Origin of the sequence: Campylobacter sp. CFSAN093224 (genome assembly GCF_012897395.1) — a bacterium.
Taxonomy (GTDB): Bacteria; Campylobacterota; Campylobacteria; order Campylobacterales; family Campylobacteraceae; genus Campylobacter_D; species Campylobacter_D jejuni.
Map to the genome: position 1 here is coordinate 1585269 of NZ_CP040607.1, position 23984 is coordinate 1609252.

Consider the following 23984-nt stretch of genomic DNA (forward strand, 5'->3'; position numbering starts at 1 on the left):
CTTTTTATGCAACTTATAAGATAATATTGGATTTAATGTAACCATCAAGGAAAAATATGTTTGATAAAATTCATTATTATTATTTTAATGCTAATTATGAAAAATGTTTGAACTTGAGTGAGCAATTTTTAAAAGAAAGTCCAAAATTTGCTTTAGAATTTGCTACGCTTTCTTCTTATAAACTTTCTCTTTTTCAAAAAGCTTTATATTATGCTCAAGAGCTTTTTTCTTTAAATCCTACAAGTTTTAATGGTCTTATGCTTGCTAAAAGCTATATTGAAAATTTAAGACTTGATGAAGCCTTGAATTTATTACAAACACTTTTAACTCGCAAAGATGATTTAGAGGATGAACTTAAGTTAGAATTGGCTTTTATTTATAAACTGAGTAATAAACTAGAAGAATCTGAACAAATTTTCAAAGAATTGCTTTCTAAAGATATGTATAATCTTAATCTATGGAAAAATTATGCAGAAATTTATTTTAAACATGATTTTACTAAGGCATTAAATGCACATGAGCACTTGTGTCATTTTATGCAAGATTTGATTGATAAACTACAAAAAGGAATCATTGCTGAACAAACCAATCTTAATTTAGTCAAACTCGAAGATAGGCTTCATAGTAAAACCAAAGAAAATCTTACCATTTCTAAAATAGAAGATTTTTTAACTCATCAAATTTTACCCCAAAAAGCATACTTGCTTTTTAAGCTTTTTAGAATATCTGATTCTTTAGAACTTTTTCAATCACTACAAGAAGCCAATCAACACCATGCACAGTTTTGGCAAAACTATGCTAAGGTATTAGAATTTAACTCAAACTATCAAGAAGCTTATCATGCTTATAAAAAATGTCTTAGCTTGGATTCTCATGCAACCTATCAATTTGATTTGGCTTATCTTTTGATGCGTATGGGAGTGGATGATAATTTTGAAGAGGGCAAGAAATATTATGAAAGCAGATTATTTTATGCTCATAATGAAACTTTTTCTACTTATCATTATAATGAAAGCCTAAAAGCTTTTAATAAATTTGGCGTTGATGCTTTTAAAAATAAAGAAGTTTTAGTATTTTGCGAGCAAGGCTTTGGCGATACTATAATGTATGCAAGATGCTTAGAAAAACTTTGCAAAATCGCTTCAAAGGTTTTATTTGCTCCTCAAAGTGCCATGTATGAAATGTTTAAAAATCAAATCAAATTTTTAAATCAAAATGATGATATTTTTAAAAATGTAAAGGTTTTAAAAAATCTACCTACAAATTTTGATTATGCTATTCCTATTTGTTCTTTGCCTTTTTTTATTGATATTAAGCTTGATGAGATTTTACGATTAAAAACACCTATATTGCCACAGAAAAAACCGCATAATCAAAGAAAAAAACTTGGTATTTTTTATGCTACTCCTAATGCTGAAAATTCTGATTTATTAAGAAATGTAAAATTTGAATTTTTATTTGATGTATTAAAAGACTTAGATTATGAGATCATTTCTTTTCAAATGCAATTAAAAGAAGAATTGCCTAAGGTAATAGAAGATAGAAGCAAGCTTATAAAAAATTGGAATGATACTCTAAATTATTTATATGATATTGACTGTATGCTTAGTATTGATAGTGCTATAGCGCATTTAAGTTTAGCTATGGATATTCCTACTATAGTTCTTTTACATCCTAGGTTTGATTGGCGTTGGGGAAAATTTGAAAATCCTAAAAGTTATTTTTGGCCAAAAGCAAAATGTTTTATCATAAAAGAACAAGAAGAAACAAAAAGAAATTTGCAAAAACTGATTAAAGATATTTTAAACTAAAGCTTAGTTTAAGAGCTTTAGGTGGAAAATTTGGTTTTTGATAACATCAGCTAGCATTTTTGGCATTTGGTTTATAATATCTTGATAATTTTGCTTTGCATCTTGATTTTTTAATGTCAAATTTAATTTTGCATTTTTTGCTACAAGAATTTTTCCATTGCTTGTAGAAATGATTTTAAAATTAACATTAGCCACACCCTCTTTACTAGTTGTGATAAAATAATTTGTAATATTTACATAAAAATCTTGCAAATTTACCACCACAACATAATCTGTAAATTTGGCATACATTTTAGCCTTATCTTTTTCTTGTGTTAAAAAAGGACTTACATTTATAAGTTTTGCATCCTTAGGGCTAAAATATGACAAAGTTTTAGGACTTTGATAAATACCATTTGCAGCAGAATTAACCCAATTAAGCTTTAAACTTTGAATCAAATTTTTAGCAAATAATGTAGAAAATTCCTTATCACTCACCCTAAAACCATCTAAAAAATAACCAAAATTTTTCCTAGAAGTTAATACAATGGCAAAATCAATATCTTTATCTTTGGTGATTTGCGATTTTTTTTCAATCAAGGTAGAACTATCAAACAATGCTTTTTGTTGATTTAGATTTGGATTTGCAACATTTTGATTTAGATCTATTACTTCAAAACTATCTGCGCTTTTTTCAATTTTAATAACTTTTTTCTGAGAAAAATTATTCGCTAAAAGATTAGAACTTAAAACTAAACTTAAAAACAAAATGAAACAATACCTCATCTTCATCCTTATAAACTATTTAAATATAAAATTATACTCTTTATTTTATAAAAAATCTTGTAAAAAATTCCTAGATGAAACACAAATAAAAGGACTGGATTTATAATTTAAAGGGCTATATAAAATGTATTTTTTAGAAAAATCTCCCATAAATCCTCCATTTTGATTAATCAAAAAATCTCCTGCTACAATATCCCAAATATTAAGCTTTTCAAATCTTTTATAAACTCCTGCCCTAGCCTCTAAAATAGCACAAAATTTCAATCCAGAGCCTATATTAATAGCTTCTAATTGATGCTCTTTTGCAAAGTCTTCATCTTCTTTGCTAAGATGATTAACACTCAATAAGGCTTTATATTTATTTTTCTCGTATTCTTGCTGGTCAATTTGCAAAGGTTTATCGTTTTTATAAACCTTGGTTTTTGCATGAGCATAGAATATATCACCTTTTGATGGATTTTGTATGAGTGATAAAACAGGGCGATTGTCATGAACCAAACTTATCATAACGCAAAATTCATCACTGCCTTTTAAAAAACCACTTGTTCCATCAAGAGGATCGATAAGCCAAAAAGTTTTTAATTCTTCACACTCTTCTTTGCTGAGTAATTTTTCTTCTGATAGAATTTTAATATCCGTAGAACCCAAAATATCATTTAGAATTTTATTAGAAGCAAGATCTGCTGATGTAAGCGGGCTTTTATCTTCTTTTTCCCAAGTTTTGAAATTTTTTCTCTCTTCTAAAATAGCTTTAGAAGCTTGATTGCTAGCATTTATAGCAATTTCTAAAAATTTATCAAGATTAAGCATGATTATAAACTTTCTATAAGATTTTTTAAAATTATACAAGAAGATTTTGTGGAATTTTTAATTTCCACAAAAATTTTAATTAAATTTTACTAGTTTCACCCAAATAAAGTTGTCTTGGACGGACTATTTTAAGACTTTCTTGCTCTTTTTGTTCTATCCACTGAGCTATCCATCCTGGGGTGCGCCCTATAACAAATAAAGTAGCAAACATTTCATTTGGAATACCTAAGGCTTTTAAAATAAGTCCACTATGAAAATCAACATTCGGATATAACCCTCTTTGAACAAAATAATCATCGCTTAAAGCAATCTCTTCTATACGCGTTGCTACTTTAATAAGATTGGTATCAATACCCAACTCATCAATAAGTTGATCACGAAGCTTTTTCAGTACTTTTGCTCTAGGATCAAAATTTTTATAAACCCTATGCCCAAAGCCCATCAAGCGGAAAGGATCGTTTTTATCCTTAGCTCTTTTGATGAATTCATCTACCCTATCAACACTACCTATTTGCTCAAGCATTCTAATAACACCTTCATTAGCTCCACCATGTGCATGACCCCAAAGCGCACCAATACCTGCTGCTATACAGGCATAAGGATGAGCATGAGTTGAACCCACAGCACGAACTGTTGAAGTTGAAGCATTTTGCTCATGATCTGCATGAAGCATAAAAACTGTATCAAGTGCTTTTACTTCTATAGGTTTAAGCTCTACATGATCGTAAGGATAGGTTCTTAACATATATAAGAAATTTTCTGTAAAACCACGATCTAAATTTGGATAAGCCATAGGAAAGCCGTGTTTATATCTATAAGCGGTGGCCACTATAGTAGGGATTTTAGCTACTATTCTAGCTGCCATTTCCATATATTCTTCTTTTACATTCATGTTTAAATGATCAGGATAAAAAGCACTAAGCGATGAAACAGCACCTTGTAAAACTGCCATAGGATGAGCATTATCAGGGAAAGAATCAAAAAGACGGTGCATACCTTCATGGATAAAAGAACGTTTTTTCATTTCATAACGAAACGCTTCAAGACGCGTAGCATCAGGTAATTCTTTATAAAGTAAAAGATGAACCACATCTAAATAAAGTTTGTTTTCAGCAAGCCACTCTATAGGATAGCCACGGTGCATTAAAATTCCATTTTCTCCATCAATATAAGTGATTTTTGATTTACAAGTAGCTGTAGAAGTCAAGCCCTCATCATAAGAAAACATTCCTGTTTGTTTATAAAAACTTGACATATCTACAACGCTTGGCCCAGTTGTACCGTCATATATAGGAAATTCATAGCTTTTTCCATTTCTATTATCGGTTATAGTAACGGAATTTGACATTTTCGCTCCTTTTATTGTTACTTTTATTAATTCTAACAAAAAAGGACGATTATGAGTTTTTTTATTATTAAATTTTTAAGATTTTGTTTGCTTTTTTGAGTAAAAAAGTAACTTTCATTTTTTAGAATTAGAAAGAAATTTGATCATACTCATAACAATAATAGCCTCAAACAACGCTGTTAAAATAAGTGCTGAATAAAGCTTCTCATCAATAACCTTGCCCGAATAACCCAAAGTAGCTGTTGCTATAAGCAAGGTTAAAGGCATAGAATGACTAAGACCAAATAAAATCATATTTTTAAAACCAATTCTTTTTAAAAAAACACTTGCACATAAAATTCTTAAACCCACCATAACAAACATAAGTAAAAATGCTTGTAAAACGATTTTATAATCTAAAATCATTTTAAGATCAAAGGTTGAACCTATATGGATAAAAAAAATAGGGATCAAAAACCCATGTCCAAAAGTAGAAAGCTTATGCTCAAGATCTTTTTTATGATCAAAAAAAGTAGCTATAAATGAGCCTGCTATAAAAGAACCAAGAACGATTTCAAGTTTTGTAATAACCATAGCAACAATGATCAGTATAAAAATGGCCATACAAAATCTTATATCTTTTTCATTTTTATCTTCCCATGGCATAAGCACAACTTTAAGCTGAGGATACCACCAAAAAAGCACACCAAGCATTTTAAATCCGAGCAAACAAAGTCCCAAAAAGATATTAAGATATAAAATACTTTGCGCTACATCAATAATACCTGTTCCTTCGCGCAAAAAAGCTCCCGCTATAGTCAAAAGCACAATAGAAATCACCTCAGCTAAAGTAGCCACTATCATAGCAATATTTAGCCAATAACACTCTTTTCCAAAATCCTTAAAAAGCAAAGATAAAAGCCCTACACTCATCACAGGTATAATGATAACAAATACTAAAGAAAGTCCAAAAATCCATACTATAAGAGAAGATAAAGCGTAAAGTAAAAAAATATAAAAAAAACTTTTTTTGGCGACTTCTTTATCCATATTAAAAAAGGCTCTTAAATTTACTTCCATACCTGCTATAAACATTAGATAATAAAAACCTACATTTGCTAAAAGTGCAAAATTTTCACTTTTTCCTATGAAACCAAAATATGCTATTATTGCCCCTAAAATAATTTCAGTAGCTGAAAGAGGCAAGCGTAAAATTTTTGCAATATGCGGAGAAAAAAGTAAGCATAAAGCTATAACAATAAGAATTTTTAGATCAATTAAACCTTGTGGATCAATGACACTCTGATGCAAAAGTAAATCCCATTTCTTTTAATTTTATTATATCTTGACTTGGTTCTTCACCTTTAGTGGTTAAATAATCCCCTATAACAATAGCCCCAGCACCTGCTTGAAAAATTTCATACTGCCTTTCTCGCAACACCACTTCACGCCCACCTGCTACCATTACCACGCTTTGCGGTAAAGCCTCTTTGGTATCACGAACAATTTTTAAGGCTTCATCAGCATTAAGTCTTGGAACTTGTAGTTTTAAATTTTCATTTGCTATAAAAAAATTAATAGGCGTTGAAAAAGGCTGTAATTCTTGCAAAGATTTTCTAAAACTTAGTCTATCTTCTTCACTCTCACCCATACCATAAATTCCACCACAACAAAGCATAAGTCCTGCTTCTTTAGCGTTTAAATTGGTTTGAAATCTACTTTCCCAAGTATGAGTGGTGCAAATTTGTGGAAAAAATTCCTTAGAACTTTCAAGATTGTGATTATAAGAAAAAATTCCTGCTTTTTTAAGTTCTTTGAGTTGTTCCACGCTTGCCATACCATTACAAGCAATTAAAAGCAAATTAGGCACTTCTTTTTGCACAGCCTTAGCAGCCTCACAAACATACTCAAGCTTTTCATCATCAAGCCCAAGTCCTGCTGTAACCAAACAAAAACCCAAGGCTTCATTTTTCTTTGCCATTTTCGCTTCTAAAACGATTTGTGAAAGTTCTTTACGACGATATTTTTGAATATCTGTTTTTACATGGACACTTTGGGTGCAGTATTTACAGTCTTCTGAACAATTTCCACTCGCTATATTTGAAATAGCACAAAGCATGATTTGCATTCTAATCCTTCATTTCTTTTTTGATTTTGCACTTTAAGCATTCTAAGAATGTACCTTTTTTAAGCTCTTTTATCACTAAAGTTTCGCCACACTCTTCGCATTTTTCTTCACTTGGTTTGTATTTGCTTATAAAATTGCATTTTGGATAAGCACTACAACCATAAAATTTACCGCGTTTTGAAAAGCGTTCTACGATTTCACCTTTTTGACAACTTGGACAAGTAATGCCTGTACCATTAGCTTTAGCTTTTGCGGCTGTATTTTCGCTTTCGTTTTTGCTTTCACTTTTTAAATTTCTTGAATACTTGCATTTTGGGAAATTTAAACACGCTACAAATTCTCCAAAACGCCCTTTTCTAATAGCAAGCTCTCCGCCACAATCAGGACAACTTTCGCCTAGTTTTGTGACAGTTTTTTGACTAGCTATTTTTGTTTTTCCTTCTTCGATTTTTCTCATAAAAGGATAGTAAAATTCTTTTAAAGTTTCTTGCCAATCTGCCTTATCTTCTGCGATTTCATCTAGGGTATTTTCAAGGTTTGAAGTAAATTTACTATCTACTATATCGCTAAAATTTTTCTCAAGCACTTCGGTTACATTAAAAGCAACATCGCTAGGAATGAGTTGTTTTTTATCTATTGTTACATAATCACGGCTTGTAAGTATAGAAATGGTTGGTGCATAAGTAGAAGGGCGACCTATGCCTAAACTTTCAAGTTTTTTTACAAGTCCTGCTTCTGAATACCTTGAAGGTGGTTCGGTAAAATGTGAGTTCATTTCTAAATTTTGCACTTTTAAATTTTGGCCTATTTTAAAATTTGGCAAAATTTTATCCTTATCCATATCACCATAAACTTTATAATATCCATCAAAAAGGATTTTTCTACCGCTTATTTTAAAAACTGCTCTATCATTTTTTACAAATACATTTTGAGTTTGAGAGATAGCAGGACTCATCTGACAGGCTAAAAAGCGATTGTAAATAAGTGTGTAAAGTTTTAACTCATCTTTGTCTAAAAATTTAGCCGCAATTTCTGGAGTAAAACTTAAATTTGTAGGGCGTATAGCTTCATGAGCTTCTTGAGCGCCTTTAGTCTTTGTAGTATATACATTTGCTTTGCTTGGAAGATAGTCCTTGCCAAAATTTGCTTGTATGAATTTTCTTGCATTTTCTACTGCTTCTTTGGCTAAATTTAAACTATCGGTTCTCATATAAGTAATAACCCCCATCACGCCTTCATGGGTATTTACTCCTTCATAGAGCTTTTGAGCTATCATCATGGTTTTTTTAGGGTTAAAACCAAGGCGATTGCTGGCACTTTGTTGTAAAGTTGAAGTCATAAAAGGAGGCGGCGGAGCGATTTTTCTTTCTTTGCTTTCAATGTCACTTATACTATAAACTTCATTTTTACAAGCTTCTAGTATAAGTTTAGCACGATCTTTGTTGGTAATGGTAAGTTTTTCTATCTTGGCTTTATCAAACTCAACTAGTTCTGCATCTAAATCTTTTTGAAAAATCATATCAATACTAAAGTATTCTAGGGGTACAAAGGCACGAATTTCTTTTTCACGATCGACTATGATCTTTAAAGCCGCACTTTGAACACGCCCAGCACTAAGTCCTCTTTGAATTTTTTGTCCTAATAAAGGGCTGAGCTTATACCCTACAATGCGATCTAAAAGACGTCTGGTTTGCTGAGCATTTACAGAGTGCATGTTTAATTTTCTTGGATTTTTTAAAGCATTTTCTATAGCGCTTTTAGTGATTTCATGAAAAACAATGCGTGGTAAGGTGTTTTCATCTTTTCCTATAGCTTTTGCAATATGATAGGCTATAGCCTCTCCTTCTCTATCTTCATCCGTTGCAAGATAGACTTCTTTGGCATCTTTGGCTTTACTTTTAAGTTCTTTAACTAAGGCGCTATGATCACTTGTGATTCTATACTCAGGGATAAATTCATCATCTTCTATTTTAATCCCAAAGCTTGATTTAGGCAAATCTCTAATATGTCCTTTAGAAGCGATAACTTCATAATCTTTTCCCAAAAAATTTCCTATGGTTTTAGCTTTTGCAGGAGATTCTACTATGATTAAATTTTTCTTCATTTTGCACCCTTGTTAAATAAAAAGCTGAATTTAGCTAAAAATATTTAAAATTCTACTTATAAAATATATTTTAATCAAGCTAAAATATTTTAAAAACAAAACTATCATAACAAAATAAATAAAATATAATTTTAAGTAATTTTAAATACAAACCATAATTTTTGGAGTATAATAAAATAAAAAAGGTAAAAATTATGAATGACAAAACTTATAAATTTCATCCAAATGACACAAAAATGGATAAAAAAATAATTCAAATTACTGAAAAGTCCGGATTTAAAGCAGCTGTGTTTTCTATGGCTGCTATGACTATGCTAGGAAGTGTGGTCATTTCATCTGCTCTACCTGCTATCAACAGACATTTTGAAGAACTTTTAACCCAAAGTGGCGCTACTCTTACTTCAAGTTTCACATTAGCTCATCTTGATATACTTGTTCGCTTAGTTTTAACCATCCCTGCTATTTTTGTTGTCATTTTATCTCCATTTGCTGGTATTTTAATGGATAAATTTGGCAAATTAAAATTCATTCTTCCAGCTATGGTGGTTTGGACTCTTTCTGGGATAAGTGGCTTTTTCTTAAATGATATTTATGCTATACTGACTTCAAGAGCTATTTTTGGTATGGCAACTGCTTTTATAATGACAGGCGCTTCGGCTTTGCTTGGGGATTATTATAGTCGTGGTGGCTTTAATCGCAGAGAAAATGCTTTAAGTCTTCAAGGATTTTTTTGTGCGGTAGGGGGTGCTGTTTTTATTTCTATTGCGGGATTTGTTTCAAGTTATTCTTGGCGTTATCCTTTTTTGGTATATGGACTTGGAATTTTAATTACCTTAATGGCTATCATTTATCTTTTTGAACCTAGAAAATTTAAATTCTATAATCATACAAAAATAGAAACAAAAACAAATTATTGGCAATTTTTCCCTATCTATTTTATAGGTTTTTTTATCATGGTAGTTTATTATATTTCGCCAACTCAACTTCCTTACTATATAGAAGAACATTTGGGATTGGATCCTAAATATATAGGTATTTCGATGTCTGTATCTGCACTATGTTATGGTTTTTTCTCTCTAAGCTATAGATATATTATAAAATTCTTAAGTATTAAAACTATCTATGTTTTAACTCTTTTTATCGTATCTTGTTCTTTTTTGCTGCTTTTTTTAGTAGATAGCTTTTTCACAGTTTTAATCGCCTTAGCTTTGCTTGGAATGGGTGGAGGTATTATGCTTGTAAATAATATGGCTTATCTTTTTTCAATCTGTCCTGAAAATGCTCGCTCTAGGGCTTATGGAATTTTAGCAAGTTGTATATTTTTAGGACAATTTTTAAGTCCTATTATCTCTCAACCTATCGTTAGACAAATGGGTCTTGTAGATGCTTTTTTAATATGGTCAATAGTAATTTTTATAGTGTGCATTGTGTTTTTATTTTTAAAGCAAAAACCTAGAATAAATTAGCAAGAAAAATCTTGCTAATTTTATTTATTACAAACCTACCGCACTTAAAGTTTGGTATTTACTCATATAAATTTGAGCTTCAATTTTTCTCATCGTATCAAGTGCTACTTGAACTACAATAAGTACAGAAGTGCCGCCAAAATGAAAAGGCACACCCATAAATTTCACCAAAACCCAAGGTAAGGTTGCAACAAGCCCTAAATAAATAGAACCTGATAAAGTTAAACGAGAAGCCACTTCGTTAAGATAACTTGAAGTTCCTTCACCTGGACGAATTCCAGGGATAAAACCGCCTTGTTTTTTCAAATTTTCTGCTATGTCTTTAGCGTTAAATACGATAGAAGCATAAAAATAAGCAAAGAAAATTACAAACAAGAAAGTTAGAACATGAAACAAATAACCATTTGGATTTAAAAAGTCATTAATGGCTTGTAGATAAGGATTTGTACTAGTTTGTAAAATTGTTGTTGGAAACATCAAAATCGCACTAGCAAAAATCGGTGGAATAACCCCACTAAGATTGAGTTTAATAGGAATATAATTCATAATGCGTTTGTTTTGATTTTGCATTACAACTTTACGAGAATAAGAAATAGGAATTCTTCTTTCTCCAAGTTCTATATAAATAATCACCCCTATGGTGATTAAAATCAAAGCAAAAATTGCAAAAGCGGTTAAGAAATTCATCTCGCCTGAATTGATTTGTCCTACAGTTCCTGAAATCGCTCTTGGAATACCTGAAACAATACCTGCAAAAATGATTAAAGAAATACCATTTCCTATACCTCTTTGTGTGATTTGTTCGCCAAGCCACATTAAAAGCATAGTTCCAGCAAGCATAGAAATAGCACAAAGTGCGATAAACATATTTAAATCTTCTATCATTATAGCCCCTGCACCACCACGACCGTGCAAGCTTTGCAAACCTATAGCAACGCCTATACTTTGAACCAAAGTAATCACAATAGTCGCATAACGGATAATTTGCATATATTTTTGCATACTATCACGCTCTTTTTTCATCTTACCAATATTTGGAAAAGTTGCTGCAAGAAGCTCCATAATAATAGAAGCAGTAATATAAGGCATAATACCTAAAGAAATGATAGAAAAGCGTTCAGCCGCTCCACCACTAAAAACATTAAATAAACCCAAAGCATTGTTTTGATTGTTATTAAAAAATTCCGCAATCACATCAGCATTGACGCCAGGAACTGGCACATAAGCCAGAACCCTATAAGCAAATAAAAATGCTAAGGTGATTAAAATCTTATTCGTCAATGCTCTATTCATTATTTTGATCCGGTGACGCTAATATTCTCGTCTTTGATTTTTGATACTAAGTCTTTTGCACTTGCACCAATTAATTTGATTTTATTCACAGATTTTGAAATTTTGTGAACACTTTTAATGCTCTCAAATGTAATTTCACTAAGCTCTTTTACAGCTGTGATTTTTTCAACATTGATCACATAAGGTTTTTGAATTTTAGAAGTAAAACCTACTTTTGGTAGTCTTCTTTGAAGTGGTTGTTGACCCCCTTCAAAACCTCTTTTTTCATTATAACCTTTTCTAGCAGTTTGACCTTTACCCCCTTTAGTAGCAGTCTTACCCATGCCAGAACCTTGACCACGGCCAATTCTTTTAGTTTTATGCGTTGAACCCGCTGCTTTTGTTAAATTCATCTTCTTATCCTTTTAACATTGTTAAAGCTTTGATTGTAGCACGAACCACATTAGCTGAATTATTTGAACCCAAAGACTTGGTTAAGATGTCTTTAATACCTGCAAGTTCCACGATAGGGCGTGTAGAACCACCTGCGATAACTCCTGTACCTTCGCTAGCTGGTTTAAGTAAAATTCTACTTGCGTTGTATTTCACCTCTACATCGTGAGCAATAGTTGAGCCTTTAGTTTTAACTTCAACGATATTTTTAAACGCATCGTCAACAGCTTTACGGATGGCATCTGGAACTTCCTTAGCCTTACCATAACCAACACCTACTAAACCTTTGCGGTTTCCAACGATAACTAAAGCAGTAAATCTAAATCTTCTACCACCTTTAACAACCTTAGTAACTCTGCCGATATCGACGATTACTTCTTCAAATTCTTCTCTATTATATTTTTCCATCGATTTACCCCTTATAGCCTAATGCCATTTTCTCTTAAAGATTCAGCCAATGCTGCGATAACACCATGATATACATAACCATTTCTATCAAAAACAGCTTGTTCTATCTTTTTAGCTTTTAAAGTTTTAGCAAATTCAGCAGCGATTTTTTTAGCACCTTCTTTATTTGCTTTAACGCCAAGTTTGCGTCCATCAACTGCTGCTAAAGTTACAGCTTTTACATCATCAATCGCTTGGATATATAGAGTTCTGTTCGATTTAAATACAGAAATTCTTGGAAAATTTTCACAACCTGAAATTTTCGCTCTAATTCTTTTTTTTCTTTTGATTCTTAAAGTTAGTTTTCTTTTTAATACATTTGCTCTCATATTCTACCCTTACTTCTTAGATGTCTTACCAGCTTTGCGGATAATGCGTTCATCAGAATACTTAACGCCTTTTCCTTTATATGGCTCTGGTGGTCTAAATTCACGAATTTGAGCAGCAACTTGACCTACAACTTGTTTATCACTTCCTTTAACTGCAATAGTATTTTTATCCACTACAATTTCAATTCCTTCTGGAATATCATAATTAATAGGATGAGAAAAACCAAGGCTTAGTTCTAAAACTTTACCTTTTAAAGCTGCTTTATAACCAACTCCATTGATTTCAAGAGTTTTTGAAAAACCTTGAGTTAAACCTACAACGATATTGTAAGCTAAAGCTCTGTAAGTTCCCCAATAAGCTCTACTTTGTCTGTCTTCACCTTTTGGAGAAAAAAGAATATTATTATCTTTAATCTCAACATTTACATTTGCTTTAGTATCAAGTTCTTTTGCTAAATTTCCTTTTTTAAATTTAAGCAAATTTCCTTCTAATTTTACTTCTACTCCTGCTGGAATAGCAATCGGTTGTTTACCTATACGAGACATATTTTTCCTTTTTATTTGTCTAGGATATTTCTACTTTTTTAAAAGAATGGATACCCAATGCCATAAAAAGCAGATTTTTTACCAAATGGTACATAAAATTTCGCCGCCAACACCTGCTTTATAAGCTTCATCATTAGCTAAAACGCCATGACTTGTGCTAACTACGATAGTACCATAACCATTTTTAAAACGCTTGATTTCATCTTTACCTTTATAAACACGACGACCAGGCTTAGAAATTCTTTTAAGCTCATTGATAACACTCTTACCTTTTTCATCGTATTTTAAAACTACATTGATAAATTTCTTTTTATCTTCTTCAATAACATTAAAACTCTCAATATAGCCCTTAGCTTGAAAAATTCCAACTAAAGCTTCTACAACTTTAGAATGTAAAAGCTTGGTTGTTTCAAGCTTTCTCATTCCTGCATTTCTGATACGAGTGAGTGAATCTGAAATAATATCATTTATCATATTTTATCCTTACCAACTTGCTTTCTTAAGACCTGGAATCAAACCTTCGTTGCCCATTTTTCTTAAGCAAACTCTGCAAATTCCAAAATCTCTATAAACCGAATGCGGACGCCCACAAATTTGGCATCTTGTATAAGCTCTAACTTTAAATTTAGGCTTGCGTGCCGCTTTTGCAATCATTGATTTTTTAGCCATCTTACTTTCCTTTTGTAAATGGCACACCGATAAGTTCTAATAACTTTTGTGCCTGTTTGTCATTTTGTGCTGTTGTAACTATAGAAATGTTCATACCATGAGTTCTTAAAATTTTATCATACTCCACTTCTGGGAACATCAACTGCTCATCAAGACCGAAGTTATAGTTTCCGCGTCCATCAAAACCATCTCTACTTAAACCTCTAAAGTCTTTCACCCTTGGCAAAGCAATAGAAATTAATTTATCAAGAAAAGCATACATATTTTCTTTTCTTAAAGTTACCATTACACCCACAGGAAAACCTTCGCGAACTTTAAATCCTGCAACTGATTTTTTAGCTTTAGTAATCACAGCCTTTTGTCCTGCAATTAAAGAAATAGTATCTGCAACATTTTGCAATACTTTTTGATCTTTAGCCAACTCACCAGCACCTACGCTGATAACTACTTTTTCGATCACAGGGATAAGCATAGGATTTTTAATATCAAATTCTTTAACCAATGCAGGTTTAATGCTTTGATTATATTTTTCTTTTAATCTCATCATCGCTTACTCCTGAACTTTTGCCACATTGGAAATATCCATTGGCATTTCTTTATTGATAAAACCACCATTTGGGTTTTTCTCACTCGGCTTAATAGCTTTTTTAGCGATTTTACATCCTTCAACTACCACTTTAAGTGTTTTTGGATATACCGCTAAAACTTTACCTGTTTTACCTTTATCATCGCCTGTGATAACCTTAACGCTATCACCTTTTTTGATTTTTAATTTAACCGCCATTATAATACCTCCGGTGCTAGTGAAACGATTTTCATAAAGCCACCATATCTAACTTCTCTGCCCACTGGCCCAAAGATACGAGTTCCGATAGGCTCTCTTTTGTTGTCAAGAATAACCGCAGCATTTTCATCAAAACGAATCAAAGAACCATTATCTCTATGAATTTCTTTTTTAGTTCTAACGATAACCGCTTTTACCACTTGACCTTTTTTAACTTTTCCATTTGGTAAAGCTTTTTTAACAGATGCAACGATTACATCACCTACGGTAGCGTATCTTCTTTTGCTACCCCCTAAAACCTTGATACACATTAATTCTTTTGCACCGCTATTATCAGCAACTGCAAGTCTTGTAAAACTTTGAATCATTACTCAACTCCTGTAGCTAATACAGATTTTAAGCGAAATGATTTTCTTTTTGAAAGTGGTCTGCATTCTACTGCAACAACAGTATCACCCACTTTAACTTCATTTCTCTCATCATGAATTAGATATTTTTTAAAGCGTTTAACAATTTTTCTATATCTTGGATGAACCACTTTTCTTTCAACCAAAACACTTGCGGTTTTTTCACCAGCGATTTTAACAACAACGCCTTGAATTTCTCTTTTAAATGCCATTTTCTATCCTTATCTTAAAGCGTTAATTGCTGTATTTATTCTAGCAATGTCTTTTTTTACTTGGCTAATCTCTTTTGGATTAGTAAGTTGCATTGTTTTTAGCTTTTGTTTTAAAGTGAATAAAAGCACCTTTTTTTCTTTTAGCATTGTTGCAAGCTCAGCTGCTGTTTTATCTTTAATCTCAGTATATTTCATTTTGGCTCTCTCTTGTAACAAACTTAGTTTTAAATGGAAGTTTATGCATAGCTAAAGTCAATGCTTCTCTTGCCATTTCTTCGCTTACTCCTGCCATTTCATAAATGATACGACCTGGCTTGATATTCATTACCCATTCCTCAACAGCACCTTTACCTTTACCCATACGAGTTTCTAAAGGTTTTTTTGTCAAAGGCTTATCTGGAAAAACTCTAATCCAAGTTTTTCCTTGTCTTTTAACAAAACGAGTTAAAGCGATACGCGCTGCTTCGATTTGGCGTGAGTTAATGCGTCCTGCTTCAGTTGCTTTTAATGCAAATTCACCAAAAGTAAATTCTGTTCCACGATTAGCATAACCTCTGTTACGCCCTTTCATCATTTTGCGATATTTAGTTCTTTTTGGCATTAACATGATTATTTACCCCTTCTTGTGCGTCTTGGCTTTTTAGCTGGAGCACTTTCTTCAGTTTTTTCAGGTTGCATACCTTTGTGCAATACTTCACCTTTAAAGATCCATACTTTAACTCCTATGTTTCCATAAGTAGTTCTAGCTTCTGCAAAACCATAATCGATTTTTGCTCTTAAAGTATGAAGTGGAACGCGTCCTTCAAGATACCATTCTGTTCTTGCCATTTCAGCACCGCCTAAACGACCGGAAACTGAAACTTTAATTCCTTTAGCACCTGCTTTTTGCGCACCTTGGATTACTTTTTTCATTGCTCTTCTAAAAGCAATTCTTTTTTCAAGTTGAGTTGCAACACTTTCAGCAGCAAGTTGAGCTGAAGCTCCTGCTTTTCTTTCTTCTTTGATATTGATATTTACATCTTTACCGATTAAATCTTGCAATTCTTTTCTTAAATTATCAACATCACTACCTTTTTTACCGATGATGATACCTGGTCTTGCAGCAACTACAGTAACGCGAAGTTTTTTAGCAGTTCTTTCTACTAAAATTTGGCTAATTCCTGCGTAATAAAGTTTTCTTTTTAAGAAAGCTCTGATTTTGTAATCTTCACCGATATTTTCTACTAAATTTGCTTTAGTTGGAAACCATCTTGATTCCCAGTTTCTATTGATTCCTAGTCTTAGACCAATTGGATTAACTTTTTGTCCCATTAGCTTTCCTTTTTCACTGTTGCTTTTTTAGTGCTTGTTGTTTTTTTAGCTGGAGCTTTTGTTGTAGTAGTTTTTTTAGCTACTGTTTTTTTCTCTTCAGCTTTCACTTCCGCTTTTGCCACTTCTACTAAAATATGTGAAGTTGGTTTTCTAATACGACTTGCACTTCCTCTAGCTCTTGGTCTAAATCTTTTTAATACCGCAGCTGTATCCACACGACAACTTTTTACAATCACTTCGTTTGCTTCAAAGCCACCATTTGCTACTGCGCTTGAAATTGCGTTTGCAATGTATTTTGCACCTTTATTTGGCATAAATTTTAAACTAGCCATAGCTAATTCTGCATTCATCCCCTGAACTTCTCTAGCAATCAATCTTGCTTTAGTTGGAGATAATCTTATGAATTTAATTAATGCTTTACTCATATCTTATCCCTTACTTACCAATTTTCTTTTGCACAGAGCCTTTATGCCCTTTAAATGTGCGTGTTGGAGCAAATTCACCAAGTTTATAACCGATGTGATTTTCAGTAATATAAACCGGAATGAAGCTTTTGCCATTATGAACATTAAATGTAAGTCCTATCATATCAGGAGTAATTGTGCTTCTTCTTGACCAAGTTTTAATTGGTTTATTATCATTAGCCTTTTTAGCAGCGATGACTTTTTTCATTACATGATCATCAACAAAAGGACCTTTTTTTAGTGATCTAGCCATCTTACTTTCCTTTTCTTCTTGAAATTATTAGCTTATCGCTAGCCTTTTTACGACGAGTTTTCGCACCTTTGGTTGGTTTACCCCACGGAGTTACTGGATGACGGCCTGAATTTTTCTTACCTTCACCCCCACCGTGCGGGTGATCTACTGGGTTCATTGCAGAACCACGAGTTTGCGGGCGGATACCTCTATGGCGATTTCTACCTGCTTTACCGATAGTTACATTAGCCCATTCTTCATTTCCAACTTCGCCGATACTTGCCATACATTCAGCTAAAACTTGTCTCATTTCGCCACTTGCAAGTCTTAAAATAACATATTTTTCTTCTTTACCCATAAGTTGTGCATAAGCACCTGCGGAACGGATCATTTGACCGCCTTTACCTGGTTTTAACTCAACATTATGAACAATAGTACCCACAGGAATGTTTTTAAGTTTCATTGCATTACCTGGTTTAATATCAAGTCCGCTTTCAGCAGCTGCAACGATATCACCAACGCTTAATCCACGTGGTTGAAGAATATATCTTTTTTCCCCATCTTTATAAGCAATCAAAGCAATTCTACAATTTCTGTATGGATCATACTCGATTGCTTCTACTTTGCCTTCTATACCGAATTTACGACGTTTAAAATCAATAATTCTGTAAAGTTTTTTAGCACCCGCTTCTTTATGACGACTTGTAATTCTTCCATAGCTGTTACGACCCGCGTGTGCTGGAAGTTTAACAAGTAGTGAGCGTACACTTGGTTTAGCTGTAATATCTTCAGAACTTAAACCTGTGATATATCTTCTACTTGGAGTATATGGTTTATAAGTTTTAATTGCCATCTTAAGCCTCCGTATTTTCTAAGCTAACACCTTCAGGTAGCTTAACATAGAATTTTTTGTAATTGTTTCTTTGACCTAAACGACCTCTAAAACGCTTAATTTTTCCATCCATTCTTAAGGAATTGATGCTTTTTGGAGTTACACCAAAATACTCTTTTAAAACCGCTTTTAAGCCTGTTTTAGTCATTTTTGGCGAAGTTTGAATAACTACGACACCTTGCTCTTGCAAATTCAAACTTTTTTCTGTGTAAAGTATAGTCTTTATATCAGTAATATCTGCCATAATTATCCCTCTTTTGTAATAGATTCTAACGCTGATTTTTCCATAATAACAGCATTAAATACAGATACTAAATAAGCATTTACTTCAGTTACATCAACTACATAGCAATTTGCTAAATTTCTGTAAGCTAAAAGTGTTTTTTCATCTAGTAAATCTTTAACGATTAAAGCATCTTTGACGCCAAGTTTTTTAATCACAGCGTTTGCATCTTTTGTTTTACCACTTTCAATAGCCAAAGAATCAGCAGTAAATAACACACCTTTAGCTGCTTTATCTGCTAAAGCTCTTTCAAGCGCCAATCTTTTTTGTTTTTTATTTACTTTTTGGAAGTAGTTTCTTTCATTTGTTGGACCAAAAGCAACCGCACCGCCTACCCAAACGTTAGTTCTTGTTGAACCCGCTCTAGCACCGCCACGACCTTTTTGTCTCCAAGGTTTTTTACCACCACCACTTACATCACTTCTACCTTTAGTATGAGCTGTATTTGCTCTTAAACTTGCAAGGTAAGATTTTACATACAAGTAAAGATTGTGTGGATTTACTTCCGCATATTTTGAAGGTAAATCAAGTTCACCTGCTTTTTCTAATTTATCATTTAAAACAACTACTTTACTCATTTTGCAATCCTTATTTTACCCATGGCACCATTATAACCTGGTACTGCACCTTTAACTACTAAAATTTTATTTTCAGCATCATAAGATACAACTTCGTTTTTAATGGTCACTTTAGTATTTCCATAGTGTCCTGCCATTTTCATACCTGGTTGAACACGACCTGGCCATTCTCTATTACCAATAGATCCATGGCGTCTATGAAATCTCGAACCGTGACTTGCTGGACCCCCTGCGAAGTTATGTCTTTTCATAACACCGCTATAACCTCTACCTTTAGTGTTAAAGCTTACTTTTAAAATTTTTGCTTCATTTAATGGAGTTTCATCTAAATCTCCTGCTTCAGTATTTGCTACTTCTAAAGTCGCAAATCTATTGTATTCTGCAGAAAGATTGTATTTTTTTTGTTGTCCTGCGACACATTTATTACTTGCTTTACCTTTTGGATATGCTACTAAAGCCTTTCCGCCTTCAACTTCACATACTTTTGCATTTACAACTCTTAGTAAAGTTACAGCGATACTTGGATTAGTAATTGTTCTGCTCATTCCAATTTTTTCTACAATATATTCCATATCTTATCCTTACTTACCCATAGCTCTTACTTCAACGCTTACTTCTGGCGCTAAATCAAGCTTCGTTAAAGAATCAACTGTATCTGGAGTCGCTGCTACTATATCTAGCATACGCGCGTGAATTCTTATTTCAAACTGCTCACGAGAATCTTTGTTAATGTGTGGAGATTTTAAAACTGTATAGCGTTTGATTTTAGTAGGCATTGGTATCGGACCTCTAATATCCGCACCTGTTCTTTTAACAGCTTCTACGATTGCTGCAACTGTTCTGTCTAGTACTCGATGGTCATAAGCTTTTAGCTTAAGCCTAATTCTTTCCATAATATTTCCTTTAAAAAGAACTCGTTAGTTAAAAACTAACCAATTTATAAAAATTGAAATGAGAGTATATAAAATCTTGTTTTCAAAGTCAAGGAATTTGATGAAATTTTTCTATTATTTTCCTTTTAAAAAGGATAAAAATAGAATTTTTAGAATTTAAAAATTATCATTATTTTTTAAATTTTTGTATATAATGGTCAATATCTTATTTCATTAAATTTTAAAAAATCTCTTAATTTTTCATATTCGCCATTTTCTAAATAACGATGTTTTCCCGCCTTCAACATACCAAGATCTAAAGCCCCAAAAGCAACACGCTTAAGATCCATGACTTCAAGATCAAAATGTCCAAAAAAGCGTCTAAGCTCTCTATTTTTACCTTCATTTATAACCACTCTAAGCTTAGTATAGCCTCCACTTGATCCAAAAATTTCAAAGTCTATAAAAGGAGCAAAACTCATAGAGGTAATTTTAGTTTTTGCATGTGCGCCTTTTTTTTCATTTTTAATCTCAAGTCCATTTTGCATGGCTTCGATGACTTGTTTGCTCACCGTGCCTTTAACTTTAAGGTAGTATTCTCTTTCTAAATCGCTATGCATTAAAGCATCGGCAATCACAGGAGAATCTGTAAGCAAAAGTAAGCCTTCACTTGCATAATCCAGCCTACCTACGCTAAGCCAAGTACTAAATTGTCTTGGCAAGGTATCATATATAGTTTTTCTTCCACGATCGTCTTTTTTACTGACAATTTCACCTTTTTGTTTATGGTAGATTATCACGCTAAATTGCGTTCTTTTTTGTACTCTTTTACCTTTAACAAAAACTTTATCATCAAATTTAACTTCATCGCTTAAAAGGGCAATTTTGTTGTTTATTTTTACTAAGCCTTGTTTGATAAGTTCATCGGCTTCACGGCGTGAATAGCGGGTGTTATGGGATATAAATTTATTAATTCTCATTTGATCTTCCTTAAAAAGGGCGTTTTTGCCCTTTTTTACATTACAAAAATAGTTGGAACTATGGTTGGGTATTTTTTAATCTTTCTAAAGATGTGTTTTCTTAAAACTTGGCGGATTTGATTTTCTAAAAATCTTGGATCATTGAGTACTTCATCTTTAACATTGATGAAAAATTGTCCTAAAACTTCAGCCATATCTTTGCTAAAAGCATGATCGTGTTTGTCAGCTACTAGCCCATAGCTAAATACTCTTGGTTTGTTGATCAGTGTTTTTGTAGCTTTGTCAATTTGTGCGATAATAACTACTATACCACTATCTGCAAGTTTTTGGCGATCTATAACTACATCATCGGCGATTTGTTTGTTGATTTGATTATCTACAAAAACTTTACCTGTTTTTACGGTTTTTATGCGTTTGACATATTTTTGGCAAAGTTCTACTTGATCGCCATCACTCATAAGATAAATATTTCTTTCAGGGATACCGCACTTCATCGCTGTTTCTTTGTGTTTGGTGATGTGATTGTATTCTCCATGAACTGGTAGGAAAAATTTAGGCTTAGTAAGGGTTAGCATAAGCTTTTGCTCTTCTATACTAGCGTGTCCGCTTACATGAATTTCACTAAATTCTTGATACGCTACTTTAGCTCCTGCTTTTAAAAGATAGTCAAGCACCGCAGAAACACTTGCTTCATTTCCTGGTATGGCTTTAGCTGAAATAATCACTTGATCTGTAGGTTTGATTTTTATAAATTTATGCTCATCAGTTGCCATTCTATAAAGCGCACTCATGGTTTCGCCTTGACTTCCTGTAGTTACGATAAGCACTTCATTGTCTTTATATTTGCTTACTTCATCAGCATCGATGAAAATTTTTCTATCAAGTTTGATGTAGCCTAATTCCATAGTGGTATAAAGATTTCTTTCCATAGAACGACCGATCACACAAACTTTTCTACCGTATTTTAAACCATAAGTAATAGCTTGATAAACGCGGTGGATATTAGAACTAAAAGTACTCATGATCACCCTGCCTTTGGTACGTGCAAAGATTTGATCAAAAGTTGGCCCTACGGAGCTTTCACTTTTTGTATAACCTTCTTTGTACGAATTTGTACTATCGCTTAAAAGACATAAAACCCCTTCTTCTCCATAATGTGCCAAACGTCCTAAGTCTGTTGGATAGCCATCGATTGGAGTTTGATCAATTTTAAAATCACCTGTGTGGATAATCGTTCCTGCTTTTGTTTTGATCGCAAGCGCTGAAGCATCAATGATAGAATGCGTGATGTGGATCCACTCTATATCAAATTCGCCTATCTCATAAACACGGCGTTTTTCTACAGGGCGAAACCATTTGCGTTCTGCTTTTAAGCCATGTTCTTCAAATTTGTTTGAAATCATTCCTAAAGCCAAAGGTGTAGCGTAGATAGGAAATTGGAATTCTTTAAAGAAATAAGGCACTGCACCGATATGATCTTCGTGTGCATGAGTGATCACTATACCACGAATTTTATCTTTAATTTTTCTTACATAGTCAAAATCAGGGATGATAATATCTACCCCATGCATAGTTCCATCAGGAAAACTCATACCTATATCTACTATAATTGCATCTTTATTGGTTTCAAAAACACTGATATTTCCACCAATTTCTCCTAAACCTCCTAAAGGAGTGATGCGGATTTTATGCTCGCTAGAATTATTATATTTTAAAGGGTGTAAGCGGTTTTCATGTGAAATACGGTTAGCTTCTATGCATTCTGCAAGAGCGATTTGCCAATCTTCATTACCTGTGAGTTTTGAAGGAAGATTGCGATTTTTCTTCTTTTTTTTCTCAGTTTTATTTTCTGAGTTTTCAGAATTTTCCTTGTTGGAATTTTGATCAATTTTTGGAGTATCATTTTCATTTTGCAAAGAATCAGCTAATTTTTTTCTACGATTTTTATATTTATAGCGTTTATTGTTTTTTGAATTTGAGTTCGGATTTTGTTCGTTTTTATTTATCTCTTTGTTTTCGTCCATATTCATCCTTTAATTTGTCATAAATTTTAAGGTATAAATCAACGCAAATTTCATGTGGTCTGATGTTTTCTTTTAAGCCAAGAGTGCTTAAAACTTCTAAAACTTTTGCTTTATATGTTTTTAAATTTCCTAAGAGTTGTTTTCTAGGAGCTTTAAAACAATCTTTTAGAAAATTTTTGAAATTTTCTATTTCGCAAAGTTCATCAAAATCCTTAGTTTTAATCAAACTCATCACCGCTGACATAACTTTTGGTGGAGGATTAAAACATTGTGGATCAACATCAAAAAGTATTTTTCTTTCGCAAATCATTGCACTTAAAACACCTAAGGAAGAAAACTCACTATTTCCTTCTTTAGCGCAGAATTTTTCAGCCATTTCCCTTTGTGCCATTACAATAAGCCCTAGACAATTTTTATCTTCTAAAGCTTTTAATATAATGTGACTTGCAACATAATAAGGCAAATTTGCAACCAAAAAATATGGTTTTTCATCAAGACTAGGATTAAAAGCTTCGCTTGCGTCTTGATGGATCAAGTTAAATTTTCCACATTCAAGTTCTTTTTGAAATTTCTTTTTTAAAATAGGTATGAGATCATTATCGATTTCATAAGCTTTTACTTGAGAAATTTTTAAAAGTTCTTGCGTTAAATCACCTAAGCCAGGCCCAATCTCAATGATATTGTTCATCTCTTTGGGTATGGCTTGGATGATTTTTGCTAATACGCTTTTATCGATTAAAAAATTTTGTCCGTATTGTTTTTTTGCTTTAACCATAAGAAATAATTTTATCTAAAAATTCTTAATTAAGTCTTTTTAG

At 32.6% G+C, this 23984-nt stretch carries 32 protein-coding genes; 2 read left to right on the plus strand and 30 right to left on the minus strand.

The window, feature by feature from the left end; all coding sequences use genetic code 11:
* Window positions 1-56: 56 nt before the first annotated feature.
* Window positions 57-1811: a hypothetical protein gene (locus FBF11_RS08130; RefSeq protein WP_002851245.1), complete on the plus strand. Its 1755-nt coding sequence runs from the start codon at window positions 57-59 to the stop codon at window positions 1809-1811.
* Between the two features lie 3 nt (window positions 1812-1814).
* On the opposite strand, the gene FBF11_RS08135 is transcribed toward FBF11_RS08130, so the two are convergent.
* The 6 genes from FBF11_RS08135 to topA all read right to left on the minus strand — a co-directional run bounded on the left by FBF11_RS08135 (window position 1815) and on the right by topA (window position 8945).
* Window positions 1815-2582 carry a hypothetical protein gene (locus FBF11_RS08135; protein ID WP_079263669.1) on the minus strand — a complete coding sequence of 256 codons (768 nt, stop codon included), beginning with the start codon at window positions 2580-2582 and terminating at the stop codon, window positions 1815-1817.
* Between the two features lie 39 nt (window positions 2583-2621).
* Window positions 2622-3386, minus strand: a complete 765-nt coding sequence (locus tag FBF11_RS08140) for a 3'(2'),5'-bisphosphate nucleotidase CysQ (protein WP_002851337.1) — start codon at window positions 3384-3386, stop codon at window positions 2622-2624.
* A gap of 79 nt (window positions 3387-3465) precedes the next feature.
* Window positions 3466-4734: a citrate synthase gene (locus tag FBF11_RS08145; RefSeq protein ID WP_002851494.1), complete on the minus strand. Its 1269-nt coding sequence runs from the start codon at window positions 4732-4734 to the stop codon at window positions 3466-3468.
* A gap of 114 nt (window positions 4735-4848) precedes the next feature.
* Window positions 4849-6024, minus strand: a complete 1176-nt coding sequence (locus FBF11_RS08150) for a cation:proton antiporter (protein ID WP_002892047.1) — start codon at window positions 6022-6024, stop codon at window positions 4849-4851.
* On the minus strand, window positions 6005-6841 hold the full coding sequence (locus tag FBF11_RS08155; protein ID WP_168977487.1) for a biotin synthase: 837 nt from the start codon (window positions 6839-6841) through the stop codon (window positions 6005-6007). Before FBF11_RS08155 ends, FBF11_RS08150 begins: the two co-directional genes overlap by 20 nt.
* 1 nt (window position 6842) lies before the next feature.
* The gene (gene topA / locus FBF11_RS08160; RefSeq protein WP_002867521.1) at window positions 6843-8945 is read right to left on the minus strand and encodes a type I DNA topoisomerase; all 2103 of its coding nucleotides are present in this window, start codon (window positions 8943-8945) and stop codon (window positions 6843-6845) included.
* Between the two features lie 194 nt (window positions 8946-9139).
* Here topA and FBF11_RS08165 point away from each other — a divergent pair, with 194 nt between their 5' ends.
* Window positions 9140-10411 (plus strand): MFS transporter, encoded by a 1272-nt coding sequence (locus FBF11_RS08165; protein ID WP_057097096.1) that lies wholly within the window; start codon window positions 9140-9142, stop codon window positions 10409-10411.
* 27 nt (window positions 10412-10438) lie between these two features.
* On the opposite strand, the gene secY is transcribed toward FBF11_RS08165, so the two are convergent.
* From secY to rsmA, 24 genes are all read right to left on the minus strand, one after another.
* Window positions 10439-11704 (minus strand): preprotein translocase subunit SecY, encoded by a 1266-nt coding sequence (secY, locus tag FBF11_RS08170; RefSeq protein WP_002874310.1) that lies wholly within the window; start codon window positions 11702-11704, stop codon window positions 10439-10441.
* Entirely contained in the window at window positions 11704-12096 is a 393-nt protein-coding gene (gene rplO / locus FBF11_RS08175; protein WP_002851292.1) for a 50S ribosomal protein L15, read from the minus strand. Before rplO ends, secY begins: the two co-directional genes overlap by 1 nt.
* Before the next feature lie 4 nt (window positions 12097-12100).
* Window positions 12101-12544: a 30S ribosomal protein S5 gene (gene rpsE, locus FBF11_RS08180; RefSeq protein WP_002779428.1), complete on the minus strand. Its 444-nt coding sequence runs from the start codon at window positions 12542-12544 to the stop codon at window positions 12101-12103.
* A gap of 11 nt (window positions 12545-12555) precedes the next feature.
* Window positions 12556-12912: a 50S ribosomal protein L18 gene (rplR, locus tag FBF11_RS08185; protein WP_002785535.1), complete on the minus strand. Its 357-nt coding sequence runs from the start codon at window positions 12910-12912 to the stop codon at window positions 12556-12558.
* 9 nt (window positions 12913-12921) lie between these two features.
* Window positions 12922-13458, minus strand: coding sequence for a 50S ribosomal protein L6 (gene rplF / locus FBF11_RS08190; RefSeq protein ID WP_002851302.1), 537 nt, complete (start codon window positions 13456-13458; stop codon window positions 12922-12924).
* Window positions 13459-13536: 78 nt separating this feature from the next.
* Window positions 13537-13932: a 30S ribosomal protein S8 gene (gene rpsH / locus FBF11_RS08195; protein ID WP_002851353.1), complete on the minus strand. Its 396-nt coding sequence runs from the start codon at window positions 13930-13932 to the stop codon at window positions 13537-13539.
* 9 nt (window positions 13933-13941) lie between these two features.
* Window positions 13942-14127 carry a type Z 30S ribosomal protein S14 gene (locus tag FBF11_RS08200; protein ID WP_002851478.1) on the minus strand — a complete coding sequence of 62 codons (186 nt, stop codon included), beginning with the start codon at window positions 14125-14127 and terminating at the stop codon, window positions 13942-13944.
* A gap of 1 nt (window position 14128) precedes the next feature.
* On the minus strand, window positions 14129-14674 hold the full coding sequence (gene rplE / locus FBF11_RS08205; protein WP_002851453.1) for a 50S ribosomal protein L5: 546 nt from the start codon (window positions 14672-14674) through the stop codon (window positions 14129-14131).
* 3 nt (window positions 14675-14677) lie between these two features.
* Window positions 14678-14911: a 50S ribosomal protein L24 gene (gene rplX / locus FBF11_RS08210; protein ID WP_002779437.1), complete on the minus strand. Its 234-nt coding sequence runs from the start codon at window positions 14909-14911 to the stop codon at window positions 14678-14680.
* Window positions 14911-15279 (minus strand): 50S ribosomal protein L14, encoded by a 369-nt coding sequence (gene rplN, locus FBF11_RS08215; protein ID WP_002779438.1) that lies wholly within the window; start codon window positions 15277-15279, stop codon window positions 14911-14913. The genes rplX and rplN overlap by 1 nt, the downstream gene beginning before the upstream one ends.
* Complete coding sequence (gene rpsQ, locus FBF11_RS08220) at window positions 15279-15530, minus strand: 30S ribosomal protein S17 (RefSeq protein WP_002851549.1); 252 nt, start codon at window positions 15528-15530, stop codon at window positions 15279-15281. The genes rplN and rpsQ overlap by 1 nt, the downstream gene beginning before the upstream one ends.
* Before the next feature lie 9 nt (window positions 15531-15539).
* Window positions 15540-15725 (minus strand): 50S ribosomal protein L29, encoded by a 186-nt coding sequence (gene rpmC / locus FBF11_RS08225; protein WP_002851566.1) that lies wholly within the window; start codon window positions 15723-15725, stop codon window positions 15540-15542.
* Window positions 15712-16137, minus strand: coding sequence for a 50S ribosomal protein L16 (gene rplP, locus FBF11_RS08230; protein WP_002779441.1), 426 nt, complete (start codon window positions 16135-16137; stop codon window positions 15712-15714). The genes rpmC and rplP overlap by 14 nt, the downstream gene beginning before the upstream one ends.
* Window positions 16138-16139: 2 nt before the next feature.
* Window positions 16140-16841, minus strand: a complete 702-nt coding sequence (gene rpsC, locus FBF11_RS08235) for a 30S ribosomal protein S3 (RefSeq protein ID WP_002851138.1) — start codon at window positions 16839-16841, stop codon at window positions 16140-16142.
* Window positions 16841-17266, minus strand: coding sequence for a 50S ribosomal protein L22 (gene rplV / locus FBF11_RS08240; protein WP_057097098.1), 426 nt, complete (start codon window positions 17264-17266; stop codon window positions 16841-16843). Before rplV ends, rpsC begins: the two co-directional genes overlap by 1 nt.
* Before the next feature lie 10 nt (window positions 17267-17276).
* Window positions 17277-17558, minus strand: a complete 282-nt coding sequence (gene rpsS, locus FBF11_RS08245; protein WP_002851509.1) for a 30S ribosomal protein S19 — start codon at window positions 17556-17558, stop codon at window positions 17277-17279.
* 1 nt (window position 17559) lies between these two features.
* Window positions 17560-18390, minus strand: coding sequence for a 50S ribosomal protein L2 (gene rplB / locus FBF11_RS08250; protein ID WP_002825501.1), 831 nt, complete (start codon window positions 18388-18390; stop codon window positions 17560-17562).
* Between the two features lies 1 nt (window position 18391).
* Window positions 18392-18673, minus strand: coding sequence for a 50S ribosomal protein L23 (locus FBF11_RS08255; RefSeq protein WP_002851441.1), 282 nt, complete (start codon window positions 18671-18673; stop codon window positions 18392-18394).
* 2 nt (window positions 18674-18675) lie between these two features.
* Window positions 18676-19290, minus strand: coding sequence for a 50S ribosomal protein L4 (rplD, locus tag FBF11_RS08260; protein WP_002783544.1), 615 nt, complete (start codon window positions 19288-19290; stop codon window positions 18676-18678).
* Complete coding sequence (gene rplC / locus FBF11_RS08265) at window positions 19287-19862, minus strand: 50S ribosomal protein L3 (protein ID WP_002864792.1); 576 nt, start codon at window positions 19860-19862, stop codon at window positions 19287-19289. The genes rplD and rplC overlap by 4 nt, the downstream gene beginning before the upstream one ends.
* Before the next feature lie 9 nt (window positions 19863-19871).
* Window positions 19872-20183 carry a 30S ribosomal protein S10 gene (rpsJ, locus tag FBF11_RS08270; protein ID WP_002779353.1) on the minus strand — a complete coding sequence of 104 codons (312 nt, stop codon included), beginning with the start codon at window positions 20181-20183 and terminating at the stop codon, window positions 19872-19874.
* Window positions 20184-20380: 197 nt separating this feature from the next.
* The gene (locus FBF11_RS08275) at window positions 20381-21142 is read right to left on the minus strand and encodes a pseudouridine synthase (RefSeq protein ID WP_002853086.1); all 762 of its coding nucleotides are present in this window, start codon (window positions 21140-21142) and stop codon (window positions 20381-20383) included.
* A 35-nt stretch (window positions 21143-21177) separates the two neighbouring features.
* Window positions 21178-23172, minus strand: a complete 1995-nt coding sequence (locus FBF11_RS08280; protein ID WP_002864793.1) for a ribonuclease J — start codon at window positions 23170-23172, stop codon at window positions 21178-21180.
* Window positions 23141-23941, minus strand: a complete 801-nt coding sequence (rsmA, locus tag FBF11_RS08285; RefSeq protein WP_002853083.1) for a 16S rRNA (adenine(1518)-N(6)/adenine(1519)-N(6))-dimethyltransferase RsmA — start codon at window positions 23939-23941, stop codon at window positions 23141-23143. The genes FBF11_RS08280 and rsmA overlap by 32 nt, the downstream gene beginning before the upstream one ends.
* Window positions 23942-23984: the final 43 nt, after the last annotated feature.